Consider the following 15,039-nt stretch of genomic DNA (forward strand, 5'->3'; position numbering starts at 1 on the left):
CGGGCCCCGGCATGCCGGGGCCCGTTTGCGCTTGAGAGGCCGCAAACCGCACGAAGCGGCGGCGGACCGATAACGATATCGAGAGGGCGGCGATGACGAGACTCGGGTGGGGCAGGCGGATGGTTTTCGGCGCGGCGCTGGCCGCGGTCGCGATGCTCGGCGCCTGTAACGGCGACGAGTCGGCCGAGCGCAACCGGTTGCCCGGTTTCGTGTCCGGCAGCGTGCGCACGACGGCCTATGACGGCGCGAGCGACGACCTGCTGACGGCCGGCCTCGGCAAGACGGGCCTCGGCTCGGCGAGCGCCCCCGGCTTTGCGAATGCCGCCCGGCCGACGGGCGCCGAGCTGCGCCGTCTCGCGATCTGGTCGAACTACCGCGCGCTGGTCGACATGAGCGCCAACGGCGGCTACGGCCGCTTCTGGGGGCCGAACGTCGACCTCGACGGCAACGACACGCTCGGCGAAGGCAAGATTCCCGGCACCGAATATCTCGCCTACGCCGACGACGGCAGCGGCAGCAAGAACGTCACGCTGCTCGTGCAGGTGCCCGCCAGCTTCAATCCCGCGCAGCCGTGCATCGTCACCGCGACGTCGTCGGGCTCGCGCGGCGTGTACGGCGCGATTTCCGCGGCCGGCGAATGGGCGCTCAAGCGCGGCTGCGCGGTCGCCTACAACGACAAGGGCGGCGGCAATGGCGCGCACGAGCTGATGTCGGACACCATCACGCTGATCGACGGCACGCTCGCCAACGCGGTGCTGGCCGGCACCGCGAGCCTGTTCACCGCGAACGTCACCAGCGGCGATCTCGCCACGTTCAATTCCCGCTTCCCGAACCGCTATGCGTTCAAGCACGCGCATTCGCAGCAGAATCCCGAGCAGGACTGGGGGCGCGTGACGCTGCAGTCGGTCGAGTTCGCGTACTGGGCGCTCAACGAGCAGTTCGGACCGCTGGTCGACGGCTCGCATCACGGCGTGCGCTATCGCGCGGGTGACATCACGACGATCGCCGCGTCGGTCAGCAACGGCGGCGGCGCGTCGCTCGCGGCGGCCGAACAGGACAACCGCGGCTGGATCACCGCGGTCGTGGTCGGCGAGCCGCAGATCAACGTGCGGATGGCGCCGAACGCGGTCGTGCGCTCGGGCGGCCAGCCCGTGCCGTCGTTCGGCCGGCCGCTGGCCGACTACGCGACGCTCGCGAACCTGCTGGAGCCGTGCGCGGCCGCGTCGGCGTCGCTTGCCGACGCGCCGTCCCTGAGCGCGCTGCCGGCGGCGACCACGCAGTCGATCCGCACCCAGCGCTGCGCGACGCTCGCCGCGGCCGGGCTCGTGTCGGGCGCCGATACGCAAAGCCAGGCCGCCGACGCGCTCGCGCAGCTCCACGCGGCCGGCTACCTCGCCGATTCCGACCTGCTGCAGGCGCCGATGTGGGATTCGCAGGCGATTCCGGCGATCGCGGTCACGTATGCGAACGCGTACACGCGCTCGCGCGTCACCGACAACCTGTGCAATTTCAGCTTCGCGACGACGAACCCGGCGACGGGCGCCGTCGTCGCGTCCGCCACGTCGCCGATGCCGGCCGTGTTCGGCGTCGGCAACGGTGTGCCGCCGACGGCCGGCATCAGCCTCGTGTTCAACACGGGCGCGGGCGTCGACCACCGGCTCGCGACGCCCGACGGGAGCTTCGCGGGCGCGCTGTGCCTGCGCCAGCTCTGGACGAACGGGATGCTCGGGATGCCCGCGAACGTCGACGCGGTGCGCGTGAACGCGAACCTGCAGGGCAAGCCGGCGATCATCGTGCAGGGCCGCAGCGACGCGCTCGTGCCCGTGAACCACGCGTCGCGCGCGTACGTCGCGCAGAACGGCATCAGCGAAGGCGGGCGCAGCCAGCTCGTGTTCTACGAGGTGACGAACGGCCAGCACTTCGACGCGTTCCTGCCGGTGCCGGGCTTCGACACGCGCTTCGTGCCGGTTCATTACTACAACCTGCAGGCGCTGAACCTGATGTGGAAGCACCTGAAGAGCGGCGCGCCGTTGCCGCCGTCGCAGGTGATCCGCACGGTGCCGCGCGGCGGCACGCCGGGCGCCGCGCCCGCGCTGACGAGCGCGAACCTGCCGCCGATCTCGGCCGCGCCGGGCGCGAATGCGATCACGACCGGCGCCGGCGCGATCGACGTGCCGCTCTGACGGCGCGCGCCGCGCCGCGCTCACGAAGCCGGACACTCGTCCGGCTTTTTCTTTTGGGTGCTCTGGAATCGGTCCCGAACTGCCTTTTATCGGAATGGCGAGCGCCGTAACAAATTATTACTTTACGGCGATAAATCTGAACCCTAATATGCGCCGGTATTTTCACTTAATTTAATAAATTCCAGATACGAGGATATTCCTTTCCATTTAGTTAATCGATCCTTTCGATTTTATTAAATCGGCTCGAGTCGCGATTGATCGTCATTTTGCGATTAATCGGCATCTCGCCGAGGGGGATTGTTCGTCTGTTCGAAGCGAGGCGCCCTTGTCGGGGATGGCCTGGCAAGGGCGTGTTTTTGCCGTCGATTTTGTGCGCGTGCAAATGCGCCGAATGAATATGTATTGCTGCGGATTATCGAATTGTCGTTCGCAATGGAATTGATTTCATTGTGCGGTCGCAAAAAATATGGGTGGGGTAAATCATGCCGGTCGGTATTCGCCGAGCCGGTAAAAAACTCGGAGTGCGTCGCATAACGAATGCATTCCCGGTGCGGAGCGCCGGCGCAAATGATCCTTTGCGACCGGCGGTATTTATCGTTCTGTTCGAGAGGCAATAATGACGACACGGAAGTCCTTGAAAGACGGTTTCGCGCTATTCGGAACGACACTGAGCGTGCCGCTCGCAGCGGCCGCGGCCGCTGCGCTGCTCGTCACGGGGTGCGGCGGCGACGACGGGTCGAGCCCGGCCGCTTCGGCCGCCGCCGCCGCCGCGACGTCGGCCGGCGCCAGCACGTCGGCCAACACCACCGCAACGGCCGCCGCGGCCGACCAGCCGTACATCGACAACGACGTGTACGGCACCGGGCCGAACGACGCGGTCACGGATTCCACGGAAGGGGCGGCCGTCGTGCACCGCACGGTCACGATCGGCGGCAAGACCATCAAGTACACGGCCACCACGGGCCACCTGACGACGATCGATCCGGTCACGTCCGCGCCGAACGCGAAGATGTTCTACGTCGCGTACACGCAGGACAATCCGGACCCGTCGAAGCCGCGCCCGGTCACGTTCTTCTACAACGGCGGCCCCGGCTCGTCGTCGGTCTACCTGCTGCTCGGCTCGTACGGGCCGAAGCGCCTGCAGTCGTCGTTCCCGAACTTCACGCCGCCCGCGCCGTACAAGCTGCTCGACAACCCGGACAGCCTGCTCGACCGTACCGACCTCGTGTTCATCAACCCGGTCGGCACCGGTTACTCGGCGGCGATCGCCCCGGCGAAGAACAAGGACTTCTGGGGCACCGACCAGGACGCCCGCTCGATCGACCGCTTCATCCAGCGCTACCTGACCAAGTACTCGCGCTGGAATTCGCCGAAGTTCCTGTACGGCGAGTCGTACGGCACCGCGCGCAGCGCGGTCGTGTCGTGGGTGCTGCATGAGGACGGCATCGACCTGAACGGGATCACGCTGCAGTCGTCGATCCTCGACTACGCGAACGCGCTGTCCGCGCCGGGCACGTTCCCGACGCTCGCGGCCGATGCGTTCTACTGGAAGAAGACGACGCTCAACCCGACGCCGACCGACCTCGACGCGTACATGGTCCAGGCCCGCAACTACGCGGACAACACGCTCGCGCCGCTCGCGCAGAAGCCGAACCCGCAGGACGGCGGCTTCGTGAACGTGCGCCTGAACCTGAACCTGCAGACCGCGCAGCAGATGGGCGCGTACATCGGCACGGATCCGACGTCGCTGATCCAGACGTTCGGCAACCCGGCCGCGCTCGGCAACGTGCCGTCGTCGAACGACAACCCGCCGTACACGTTCTTCCTGACGCTCGTGCCGGGCACGCAGATCGGCCAGTACGACGGTCGCGCGAACTTCACGGGCAAGGGCATCGCGCCGTACATCCTGCCGAACTCGGGCAGCAACGATCCGTCGATCACGAACGTGGGCGGCGCGTACACCGTGCTGTGGAACAGCTACATCAACACCGACCTCAAGTACACGTCGACGTCGTCGTTCGTGGACCTGAACGACCAGGTCTTCAACAACTGGGACTTCAGCCACACCGATCCGACCGGCGCGAACAAGGGCGGCGGCAATACGCTGTACACGGCCGGCGACCTGGCGTCGACGATGAGCGTGAACCCGGACCTGAAGGTGCTGTCGGCCAACGGCTATTTCGACGCCGTCACGCCGTTCCACCAGACGGAGCTGACGCTCGCGCAGATGCCGCTCGACCCGACGCTCAAGGCGCAGAACCTGACGATCAAGAACTACCCGTCGGGCCACATGATCTACCTGAACGACGCGTCGCGGACCGCGCTGAAGGGCGATCTCGCCAACTTCTATGACGGCATTCTCGCCAACCGCACTGCGCTGCAGCGCGTGCTGAAGCTGCAGATGCGCACGCAGCAGCTCAAGCAGCAGAAGTTGCAGCAAGGGCAGTAAGCGCCGCGGGCGGCTCGCGCCGCCCCGGATGGACGACAGCCCGATCGGCGCAGGCCGGTCGGGCTGTTTTTATGTGCGGCGGGCGGTGGGTCGGCGCGTCGTTCGCCGGCCGCGAAACGGCATCAAACCATCGAGGACAGGGCGGTTGCGCCGCGTGTTACGCCAGCACGAGCCGCACGCCGACCGCGACGAGCGTCGAGGCGAGCAGGTTGCGCAGCAGCCGTTCGGGCGCGCGCGCCGACAGCAGGCTGCCGATCACGATGCCGGGCAGCGAGCCGAGCAGCAGCGACAGCAGCATCGACCAGTCGACCGAGCCGAGCAGCCAGTGGCCCATGCCCGCGACGAGCGTGAGCGGCACCGCGTGCGCGATGTCGGAGCCGACGATGCGGGTGGTCGCGAGCATCGGATACAGCAGCAGGAGCACGGTCACGCCGATCGCGCCGGCGCCGACCGACGTCATCGACACGAGCACGCCGAGCACGGCGCCTGTCAGCACGGTCGACCACAGCGTGCGCGCGGGGCTCGGCGCGAGCGGGTTGCGCGCGGCGAACGCGGTGAGCTGCGGCCGGAAGATCAGCGCGAGCGACGTGAGCAGCAGCGCGATGCCGAGTACGAGCTGGATCATCCGCGCGGTGCCCGGCGTGTTCATCCCGTGCGTATGCAGCCACCACAGCGTGACGGCCGCGGCCGGGACGCTGCCCACCGCGAGCCGGCCCGTGATGCGCCAGTCGATCGAGCCTTTCAGGCCGTGGACGAGCGTGCCGGTGGCCTTGGTCGCGGCCGCGTACAGCAGGTCGGTGCCGACCGCCGTTGCCGGGTGGACGCCGAACAGCAGCACGAGGATCGGCGTCATCAACGAACCACCGCCAACGCCCGTCAGGCCGACGAGGATACCGACGAACAGGCCGGACAACGAGTACAGCAGATCGATATGGGGAAGCGACATCGGAAGCAGGCGGTTATGCGGCGACGGTTATGCGATGTTCGGCGGCGGCGCGTGGCCGCGGCGCGCGCATCAAAGTCCGCCATTGTCGCAAAAGTGGCGCGTCGATGGTCGACTGCGTTAAAAATCGGCGGGGGAAGCCCGTGGGGCGGGCATCTGGCCCGAAGTAAAACAGGCGTTTGAGCGGAGCGAGGGACGTGATGGCTGTTCTCCTCGCGACTGATCCGCCCGAAGCGCCCGGTGAAGCGAGAGCGGGTGCCAGGCCCGGCACGCATAAAAAAGGGCGCGACAGTGCGCGCCCTGGTTCGAGGGCGGCGGTCGATGCCACCCGCCGCCGGCCACCGGTCAGTGCATCGCGGAGCCGACGCCTTCGACCGCACCCTGCTGCCGGATGCGCAGCGCGAGGCCGATCAGCGCGGCGACGGCAGCGAATGCCGCGCCGAACGCGAAGGCCGCATGGTAGCCGCCGTTCAGCGCGTCGAGCGGGGCATTCGCCGCCGCGAGCGCGTTGGTGCGGGCGGCCGCGAGGCTGGCGAGCACGGCGAGGCCGAGCGCGCCGCCCATCATGAACGCGGTGTTGACGATCCCCGACGCGAGCCCGGAATCGGCCGGATCGACGTCGCTCATCGCGGCGAGCAGCACCGGATTGAACGCGACGCCCGCTCCGATGCCGAGCAGCGTCATGCCGGGCAGCACGTGCCAGACGAAGCCGCCGTCCACCGGTGCGCGCGAGAACAACGCGAGGCCGCACGCCGCGATCAGCAGGCCGGCCGCGATCGGGCCGCGGATGCCGAAGCGCATTACGATCCGCGCGGACAGCCCGAGCGAGAACGCGGCCATGATCAGGTTCGCCGGCAGGAACGCGAGGCCGACCTGCAGCGGCCCGTAGCCGAGCACGCGCTGCATGTACAGCGCGGACAGGAAGAACCATGCGAACATCGCGGCCGCCCACAGCACGGCGATCACGTTCGCGAGCGCGACGTTGCGCGAGGCGAACAGCGAGAGCGGCATCAGCGGATGCGCGGCGCGCGCCTCGATCGCGATGAACAGCGCGAGCAGCGCGGCGGCCGCGCCGATCAGCGCGACGGTCTGCGTCGACAGCCAGCCGGCTTCATTGCCGCCGACGATCCCGTAGACGGCCAGCATCAACGAAGCAGTGACGGTGATCGCGCCCGCGACGTCGAGCCGCGCGTTGCCGGCCGGCGCGCGCAGGCGCGGCAGCAGCGCGGCGCACATCGCATAGACCGCGATGCCGATCGGCAGGTTGACGAGGAAGATCCAGTGCCATGACAGCGAGCTCGTCAGCAGCCCGCCGAGCAGCACGCCGATGCTGCCGCCGCCCGCGCAGACGAAGCCGTACACGCCCATCGCGCGGGCGCGTTCGCCGGGCTCGGTGAAGAGATTCATGATCAGCGACAGCGCGACCGCCGATACGACCGCGCCGCCGATTCCCTGCACCGCGCGCGCGGCGATCAGCATCGCCTGCGATTGCGCGAGGCCGCACGCGAGCGATGCGAGCGTGAAGACGACGAGGCCGGCGAGGAACATGCGCCGCTGGCCGTACAGGTCGCCGAGCCGTCCGCCGAGCAGCAGGCAGCCGCCGAACGTCAGCAGGTACGCGTTGACGACCCACACGAGGGCCGTCTCGGTGAAATGGAGGTCGGTGCTGATCGACGGCAGTGCAACGTTCACGATCGTGCTGTCGAGCACGATCATCAGCACGCCGAGGCAGAGGACGATCAGCGCGTACCAGCGCTTCTCGCCGTGAATCCCGTGGGTCATGGGCTTGCCGCCTTCTGATAGTTATTTGAAAGGCTGCATTGTAGACCCCCTCGGCGCGGGCTTCCTGCCGGTTTGTGGCAGCAGCGATGCGTAGTCGCGCGTCCGGGCGGGACGCGCGCGATGGAGGCGACGGGCGTTACGAGCGCGCCGGCAGTTCGCAGCCATCTGGGCCGCACGCGGCTGCGTCGCCGCCGTCGAGTTCGACGATGCCGTCGCGCCATGCCTGGTCGAGCGCCTGCGCGAACGCGTCGGCCGGTTGCGCGCCCGACACCGCATAGCGGCCGCCGAACACGAACAGCGGCACGCCCCGGCCGCCGATCTGCGCGGCGCGGGCGGCATCGGCCTCGACTTCGGCGCGGTACAGGTCGCTGCGCAGCACGGCTTCGACGGCCGAGCGCTCGAGCCCCGCTTCGACCGCGAATTCGGTCAGCTCGGCGTGATCGAACAGCGAGCCGTGCTCGCAGAAATACGCGCGGTACAGCCGCTCGGTCAGCGCGTGCGCGCGGCCCGTCGCTTCCGCGAGCTTCACGAGCCGGTGGCCGTCGAGCGTATCGCCGACGAGCGTGCCGGGCAGGTCGTAGCGCAGCCCGACGCTCGCGGCCGCATCGGTCACCTGGCGCAGCATCTGGTCGACCTGCGCGGGCGACATCCGGTACTTGCCGCCGAGCATCGCCTCGACCGGCTCGACGGGCTGGCCGGGCATCAGCCGGTACGCGCGCAGCGCGACGTCGACGCGGTCGGCGTGCGCGAACGCGGCGAGCGCCTCGTCGAAGCGGCGCTTGCCGATCCAGCACCACGGGCAGATCAGGTCGGACCAGATTTCGACGGTCAGGGTCGGGCGGGCAGTCGGGGCGGGAGCGGTCGTCATGGGCAATTCCGGGCAGCAAAAAAATGTAACCGGGACTATATCATTTTGTACTTCGACGTTTCGTCCTGGCCGGGCGGCCATGCGGTCATATGAAACGGGCGCCCGGCGTATCACGAAGCATAGACACGGAAGCGGCGTCCCGATAGCGAATGCCGATGCCCGGCCGTCGCCGCATGCGGCGGCGAATCTGCCCGAAGGGTGGTTCGCTTACGCGTCGCCCTGCGTTTCCTTCAGGTGCTTGAGGTGCTTGTAGACCGTCGCGCGGCCCATTCCGAGCACGTTCGCGACATAGTTCGCCGCGCTCTTGCCGCGGAACGCGCCTTCCGCGTAAAGCGCTTCGACGAGCTCGCGCCGGTGCTCGCGCGTGAGCCCGTTCAGCCCGACCTGCCGCTCGCGCAGCCAGCCGTGCAGGAACGTGTTGATGCGCTCCTGCCAGTCGTCGCGGAACAGCTCGTCCGGCTGCGCGACGACGCCCGCGCCCTTGATGAACAGGTCGAGCGTCGCGCGCACCTCGTCGAACACCGCGATGTTGAAGTTGATGCACATCATCCCGGCCGGGCGGCCTTCGTCGTCGAACAGCACGTTGCTCACGCAGCGCATCCGCCGGCCGTCCCAGTTCAGCTTCTCGTACGGGCCGATCACGCGCTCGCGCGCGGAATGATCGATTTCCTCGAGCGCGGAATCGTCGCCGACCTCGCGCTTCGACAGGTTGTTCGCGAGATACAGCACGGTCTGGTCGTGCAGGTCGTGGATCACGACTTCCGCGTACGGGAAGAACAGTGCGGCGATACCGTCGGCGATCGGCGCATAGCGGGTGAGCAGCAGGTCTTTGACGGGGGATTTCTTCTTGCGCATCGGGTTCGCCATCTCGGGTGGGCGGGGGCCGGGCAGCGCATCGGGCCGGCGTGCCGGCGTACCGTTGACCGGCATGCCCGTGCGCCCGCGCGCGGCCGCCGCGGCGGTTGCGCCATTGTATCGGCCCCGCGCGCGCGTGCCGCTCATGCGCGTGCCAGGTGCGTGTACAGCGCGTGCGCGATCGCGATGTCCTCGAGCCCGAGGCCGATCGAGCGGAAGAACGCGTGACGGGCATACGACGGTGACGGGCAGGTGCCGGCGACGAGCGCGGGCAGGTCGCCGGCGATCCGCGCGGCGTCCCAGCCGTGTTCGGCCGCCGCGATCTGCATCTCGCCGGCGCTCGCGGGCGTTGTATGCCGGTAGTCGCAGTACACGTCCATGTCGGGCAGCCAGGCGGGCGGGATCTCGTGGGCGCGCGCGACGTTCGTGCTGATCGACGTGACGAGCGCGGGGCGCGTGAGCATCCCGTCGCCGAGCACGGGCGTGCCGGACGACGTGCACAGCATCACGACGTCCGCGTCGCGCACGCAGGCTTCGACGCTCGCCGCGGCGCGCGCACGCGGATCGAGCTGCGCGAGCGCCGCCTGCTGCGCCGCGTCGCCGGCGAGCGACGGCGAGTACACGCGGATCGTCTCCCAGTCGCGCAAGCCCGCCGTGTGCCGCAGGTGCGCGAGGCCGACCGCGCCCGCGCCGACGATCGCGAGATGGCGCGCGGTGCGCGGCGCGAGGCAGTCGACCGCGAGCGCGGTCGTGCCGGCCGTGCGCTCGACGGTCAGCAGGCCGGCGTCGCACCACATCAGTGGCTGGCCCGTGCGCATCGACATCAGCGCGGTCCACGCAGTGACGATCGGTTTCCCGTCGGGCTTGCCGCCCGTCACGACATACGGCGACAGCTTCGCGCCGAATACCTGCGCGTCGGCGAGCGCGCCGAGATACGTAATGAAGTCGCCGGCCTGGTCGGGAAACAGCGTGAGCGTTTGCGGCGGCTGCACCGCGCGCGCCGCGGCGAGCGACGCGAACATGCTGCGCAGCGTGCCGAGCACGTCGAGCGACGGCAGGGCCGCGCGCACCGCGGCTTCGTCGACGGTCAGCGGCAGGGTCGGGGCGGTTTGCGTCATGGGGACATCTCCGGTCGGGGCCGGACAGGACAGTCTCGATCGACGGTGTCCGGCAGTGTTCGTGATGGACGAAAAGTCTAATATAGACAAACTAAATCGGGAGAATTTTTCTTTTCGAGATGTCGTGCCGTCGCGTGGTTAGGAAAAATCGCAGGTAAATCAAGGGGGTTAAGGATGGGTGGCGAATTTTCGACGTCGCGTATCAGGGCACGATTCTCGTATCCCCTATAGTCTATAGTAGACTTTGAGTCTATATTTCGCGTGCAGGACTCGACGCATCGCCGCGTGGCGGCTGCCTGCTTCGAATGCCGACCCGGCGGCCGGCCCGGGGGCGTCGTGCACCGATCTTCATCGCCTCAATCCGGAACGGAAGGACCGTCATGAACTGGAAGCTCTCCCTTTGCGCCGCTGCGGCGCTTGCCTGCGCGGCCGTCACGGCCCATGCGGAACAGACCACGTTGCGCTTCGGGATCGAAGCCGCCTATCCGCCGTTCGAGAGCAAGACGCCGGCCGGCCAGCTGCAGGGCTTCGACGTCGACATCGGCAACGCAGTGTGCGCGAAGCTGAACATGAAATGCGTGTGGGTCGAGAACGCGTTCGACGGCCTGATCCCGGCGCTGCAGGCACGCAAGTTCGACGCGATCAACTCGGCGATGAACATCACGTCGAAGCGCCGGCAGAGCATCGACTTCACGCCGGCGATCTACGTGGTGCCGATCGTGATGATCGCCAAGCACGGCTCGCCGCTGCGGCCCGACGTCGCGAGCCTGCGCGGCAAGCACGTCGGCGTGCTGCAGGGCTCGTCGCAGGAGGATTTCCTGAAAGCGCACTGGGCCAACGCGGGCGTGGCCGTCGTGTCGTACCAGGATCAGGACCAGATCTATGCGGATCTCGTCGCGGGTCGCCTCGACGCGGCCGTGCAGGAGGCGCAGACCGCGCAGGACGGGTTCCTCGACAAGCCGGCCGGCCGCGACTACCAGATCGTCGGCGAGCCGCTGAAGGATCCGGCGACGCTCGGTGAAGGCACGGGCTTCGGGATGCGCAAGAACGACAAGGCGCTGCAGGCGAAGATCGTCGGCGCGCTCGACGCGCTGAAGAAGGACGGCACGCTCAGCGCGCTGTCGCAGAAGTACTTCAAGCGCGACATCGTCTCGAAGTAATCGTCATGACCGCCGCGCGCCGGCCGCCGCGTCGGCGCGTGTCGCATCGAATCTCGACGCAGTACGGGGAACCATGGATTTCGACGTCATCGTTCTGGGGGCCGGCATCGTCGGCGTGTCGTCGGCGCTGCATCTGCAGGATCGCGGGCTGCGCGTCGCGCTCGTCGACCGGCGCGCGCCCGGCGAGGAAACGAGCCACGGCAATGCGGGGCTGATCGAGCGCTCGTCGGTCGTGCCGTACGCGTTTCCGCGCCGGCTCGGCACGCTGCTGCGCTATGCGCGCAACCGCTCGGTCGATCTCTACTGGGACTACCGCGCGCTGCCCGCGTATGCGGGCTGGCTCGCGCGCTTCTGGCGCGAATCGTCGCCGCAGCGGCTCGCGGCCGCCGCGCGCGACCTGTTGCCGCTCGTCGCGGCGAGCGTGGTCGAGCACGACGCGCTGCTCGCGCGCACCGATGCGCAGCCGCTCGTGCACGACGGCGGGTGGATCGAGGCGTTCCGTTCGCCCGCGCTGTTCGATGCGGAAACCCGTGCGCAGCAGCGCGTGGCCGACGCGCACGGGCTGCGGATGACCGTGCTCGATGCGCGTGCGTTGCGGGCGCGCGAGCCCGGTATCGGCGACGCGTTCTGCGGCGCATTCCACTGGCAGGACCCGAAGACCGTGTCGAGCCCGGGCGGGCTGACCAAGGCCTACGCGCGGCTGTTCGAGCGCGACGGCGGCACGTTCGCGCTTGGCGATGCCAGGACGCTCGTGCAGGTGGATGACGGCTGGCAGGTCGGTACCGAGCACGGGCCGATTTCGGCACGCTCGGCCGTGGTGGCGCTCGGGCCGTGGTCCGATCACGTCTTCGAGCCGCTCGGCTACCGGATTCCGCTGCGCGCGAAGCGCGGCTATCACATGCATTACCGGCCGACGCGCGCGCCGTTGAACGTGCCCGTGTGCGATACCGAGGCAGGTTTCGTCGTCGCGCCGATGGAAGGCGGCCGCCTGCGGCTCACGACCGGCGTCGAGATCGCGCTGCGCGGCGCACCGCCGACCGGCGTGCAGCTCGCGCGCGCCGAGCCGCTGGCGCGCGACGCGTTCGGCATCGGCGAGCGGCTCGATCCCGAGCCGTGGCTCGGGATGCGGCCGTGCACGCCCGACATGCGCCCGGTGATCGGGCCCGCGCCGCGCCATCGCCACCTGTGGTTCGCGTTCGGTCATTGCCATCACGGGCTCACGCTCGGCCCCGCAAGCGGCCGCCTGCTCGCCGAAATGATGACGGGCGCGCCGACCTATATCGATCCCCATCCGTACCGGCCCGCACGCTTCGGCTGATCCGGCGGCGCGCGCTGCGTCGCGCGCTCCGGCCTTCACAATGTTTCAATCTGCTATCCGAATTATCGGAAATCACGCAATCGGAAATGATCTGCGTAATCGGCAAGAAAGATAATCGCGAAATAAAGAAAATCAGCAAATCGGCGATTTATCAATGCATTTTCATATTGATGAAATGCGTAATGGGCAGCCGCTCGTGACGGTGTGGCGCATCGTTGCAGCGGATGTTCCGGCGTTACGCGGAATGTACCGGAACACGTTACCACGGGGCTCGCAAACGTTACGTTACATCCGCGTTCAGTCGGCCTTTTTCGTCGGATGATTGCGGCGCCAAGGCCGTGAATTTCGTCTGAAATCGATTAAAAAAGCGTTATTGCCCTTCAATAGGCAGACGAATCAATCCCGTTTTTCGAATTGGCACACTTCGTGCAATCCGTCCCCATGCTTTATCAACGTTGTGCCAACCGAGATGGGGAAAATAAAGATGGGACACAATTTGAAATTGACGGGTGTGGCGCTGTCGGTCGCGACGGTGTTCGGGGTACTGGCTTCGGGTTCGGCGATGGCGGGGGCCCTTGATGCGCTGCCGATTCCGCAAGTGATCGTCAACCCGCCGACGAACAGCGTGTCGGTCGGGTTGGTCGCGACGGGGACGTCGCCGCTGGGCTCGGTCACGGTGGCGGCAGGCGGGGCAGGCGCGATCCAGACGTCGCTGGGCGATCCCGGCCAGGTGCTGTCGGGCGCCGTGGGGGCGGTGACGGGCGCACTCGGCGGTGGCGGCGGCACGGTGCAGCCGCTCGCGCCGGTCCAGGGTGTGCTGAATCAGGTGACGGGTGCGCTGAGCGGCGGCAACCCGGCAGGTGCGTTGACCGGTGCGCTGAATACGGCGACGGGGACGCTGAGCAACGCGGTTGGCACGGTAACGGGGGCACTGGGTAATGTCGGCGGTGGGGCGAACCCGCTGGCGCCGGTTCAAGGCGTCGTGAATCAAGTGACAGGTGCGCTGGGTGGCGGCAACCCGGCTGGTGCACTGACCGGTGCCCTTGGCACGGTGACGGGCGCACTGGGCGGTATCGGCGGCGGCTCGAATCCGCTGGCGCCGGTACAAGGTGTCGTCAATCAAGTCACGGGTGCGCTCGGTGGCGGTAACCCGGCAGGCGCGTTGACCGGTGCTCTCGGCACGGTCACGGGCGCACTGGGCGGCATCGGCGGCGGCTCGAATCCGCTGGCGCCGGTTCAAGGCGTCGTCAATCAGGTCACGGGGGCGCTCGGTGGCGGTAACCCGGCAGGCGCACTGACCGGCGCCGTCGGTACGGTGACGGGTGCACTGGGCGGTATCGGCGGTGGTGCGGACCCGCTAGCGCCGGTTCAAGGTGTCGTCAATCAAGTGACGGGCGCGCTCGGTGGCGGCAACCCGGCAGGCGCGTTGACCGGTGCTCTCGGCACGGTCACGGGCGCACTGGGCGGTATCGGCGGTGGTTCGAACCCGCTGGCGCCGGTTCAAGGTGTCGTCAATCAGGTAACGGGCGCGCTCGGTGGCGGCAACCCGGCAGGCGCACTGACCGGTGCCGTCGGCACGGTGACGGGCGCATTGGGCGGTATCGGCGGTGGTTCGAACCCGCTGGCGCCGGTTCAAGGCGTCGTCAATCAAGTGACGGGCGCACTTGGCAGCGGCAACCCGGCAGGCGCACTGACCGGCGCACTCGGCACAGTGACCGGCGCGCTGGGTAATGTCGGCGGCGGTTCGTACCCGCTGGGGGCGGTTCAAGGTGTCGTCAATCAAGTGACGACGGCGCTCAATAACGGCAACCCGGCCGGTGCGTTGACGGGTGCACTCGGTACGGTGGCCGGTGAACTGGGTGCCGGCAATCAGGCAGGCACGTTGACCGGTGCGCTCGGCAACGTGACGGGGGCACTGGGTGCTCTGGGCTCCATCGGCGGTGGCACGAATCCGCTGGCGCCGGTTCAGGGCGTCGTGAATCAAGTGACGGGTGCGCTGAGTGGCGGCAACCCGGCAGGTGCATTGACCGGCGCTCTCGGTACGGTCACGGGTGCATTGGGCGGTATCGGCGGCGGCTCGAACCCGCTGGCGCCGGTTCAAGGTGTCGTGAACCAGGTCACGGGCACGCTCGGTAGCGGCAACCCGGCCGGCGCACTGACCGGCGCCCTCGGCACGGTGACGGGCGCATTGGGCGGCATCGGCGGCGGCTCGAACCCGCTGGCACCGGTACAAGGCGTCGTGAACCAGGTCACGGGCACGCTCGGTAGCGGCAACCCGGCCGGCGCACTGACCGGCGCCCTCGGCACGGTGACGGGCGCATTGGGCGGCATCGGCGGCGGCTCGAACCCGCTGGCACCGGTAC

The 15,039-nt window shown here is 68.3% G+C and carries 10 protein-coding genes; 5 read left to right on the forward strand and 5 right to left on the reverse strand.

Annotation, left to right across the window (positions count from 1 at the left end):
• Positions 1-92 precede the first annotated feature (92 nt).
• Both QZM35_RS30035 and QZM35_RS30040 read left to right on the forward strand, forming a co-directional pair.
• Positions 93-2,183 carry a D-(-)-3-hydroxybutyrate oligomer hydrolase gene (locus QZM35_RS30035; protein ID WP_301777375.1) on the forward strand — a complete coding sequence of 697 codons (2,091 nt, stop codon included), beginning with the start codon at positions 93-95 and terminating at the stop codon, positions 2,181-2,183.
• A gap of 616 nt (positions 2,184-2,799) precedes the next feature.
• Positions 2,800-4,632, forward strand: a complete 1,833-nt coding sequence (locus tag QZM35_RS30040) for a S10 family peptidase (RefSeq protein ID WP_301777376.1) — start codon at positions 2,800-2,802, stop codon at positions 4,630-4,632.
• A 157-nt stretch (positions 4,633-4,789) separates the two neighbouring features.
• On the opposite strand, the gene QZM35_RS30045 is transcribed toward QZM35_RS30040, so the two are convergent.
• From QZM35_RS30045 to QZM35_RS30065, 5 genes are all read right to left on the reverse strand, one after another.
• Positions 4,790-5,578, reverse strand: coding sequence for a sulfite exporter TauE/SafE family protein (locus tag QZM35_RS30045; RefSeq protein ID WP_089424633.1), 789 nt, complete (start codon positions 5,576-5,578; stop codon positions 4,790-4,792).
• A gap of 342 nt (positions 5,579-5,920) precedes the next feature.
• Positions 5,921-7,357: a DHA2 family efflux MFS transporter permease subunit gene (locus tag QZM35_RS30050; protein WP_089430684.1), complete on the reverse strand. Its 1,437-nt coding sequence runs from the start codon at positions 7,355-7,357 to the stop codon at positions 5,921-5,923.
• A gap of 136 nt (positions 7,358-7,493) precedes the next feature.
• A complete protein-coding gene (locus QZM35_RS30055) occupies positions 7,494-8,225 on the reverse strand; it encodes a DsbA family oxidoreductase (protein WP_089430685.1) in 732 nt (243 codons plus the stop codon).
• Between the two features lie 207 nt (positions 8,226-8,432).
• Complete coding sequence (locus QZM35_RS30060) at positions 8,433-9,227, reverse strand: transcriptional regulator (protein ID WP_089424636.1); 795 nt, start codon at positions 9,225-9,227, stop codon at positions 8,433-8,435.
• Entirely contained in the window at positions 9,224-10,198 is a 975-nt protein-coding gene (locus QZM35_RS30065; RefSeq protein ID WP_301777377.1) for an ornithine cyclodeaminase family protein, read from the reverse strand. The genes QZM35_RS30060 and QZM35_RS30065 overlap by 4 nt, the downstream gene beginning before the upstream one ends.
• A 380-nt stretch (positions 10,199-10,578) precedes the next feature.
• On the opposite strand from QZM35_RS30065, the gene QZM35_RS30070 reads away from it, so the two are divergent.
• The 3 genes from QZM35_RS30070 to QZM35_RS30080 all read left to right on the forward strand — a co-directional run.
• Entirely contained in the window at positions 10,579-11,358 is a 780-nt protein-coding gene (locus tag QZM35_RS30070) for an ABC transporter substrate-binding protein (protein WP_089424638.1), read from the forward strand.
• 73 nt (positions 11,359-11,431) lie between these two features.
• Positions 11,432-12,676, forward strand: coding sequence for an FAD-binding oxidoreductase (locus QZM35_RS30075; RefSeq protein ID WP_089424639.1), 1,245 nt, complete (start codon positions 11,432-11,434; stop codon positions 12,674-12,676).
• A 484-nt stretch (positions 12,677-13,160) separates the two neighbouring features.
• Positions 13,161-15,039: hypothetical protein (locus QZM35_RS30080; protein WP_301777378.1), on the forward strand; the 1,879-nt coding region annotated here is incomplete at its 3' end.

Source organism: Burkholderia sp. AU45274 (assembly GCF_030482505.1).
GTDB lineage: Bacteria > Pseudomonadota > Gammaproteobacteria > Burkholderiales > Burkholderiaceae > Burkholderia.

Excerpts from the sequence above, each read along its gene's own strand:
- QZM35_RS30070 (WP_089424638.1), top strand. The coding sequence starts at position 10,579 with ATGAACTGGAAGCTCTCCCTTTGCGCCGCTGCGGCGCTTGCCTGCGCG.
- QZM35_RS30065 (WP_301777377.1), bottom strand. The coding sequence starts at position 10,198 with ATGACGCAAACCGCCCCGACCCTGCCGCTGACCGTCGACGAAGCCGCG.
- QZM35_RS30075 (WP_089424639.1), top strand. The coding sequence starts at position 11,432 with ATGGATTTCGACGTCATCGTTCTGGGGGCCGGCATCGTCGGCGTGTCG.
- QZM35_RS30045 (WP_089424633.1), bottom strand. The coding sequence starts at position 5,578 with ATGTCGCTTCCCCATATCGATCTGCTGTACTCGTTGTCCGGCCTGTTC.
- QZM35_RS30040 (WP_301777376.1), top strand. The coding sequence starts at position 2,800 with ATGACGACACGGAAGTCCTTGAAAGACGGTTTCGCGCTATTCGGAACG.
- QZM35_RS30060 (WP_089424636.1), bottom strand. The coding sequence starts at position 9,227 with ATGAGCGGCACGCGCGCGCGGGGCCGATACAATGGCGCAACCGCCGCG.
- QZM35_RS30055 (WP_089430685.1), bottom strand. The coding sequence starts at position 8,225 with ATGACGACCGCTCCCGCCCCGACTGCCCGCCCGACCCTGACCGTCGAA.
- QZM35_RS30035 (WP_301777375.1), top strand. The coding sequence starts at position 93 with ATGACGAGACTCGGGTGGGGCAGGCGGATGGTTTTCGGCGCGGCGCTG.
- QZM35_RS30050 (WP_089430684.1), bottom strand. The coding sequence starts at position 7,357 with ATGACCCACGGGATTCACGGCGAGAAGCGCTGGTACGCGCTGATCGTC.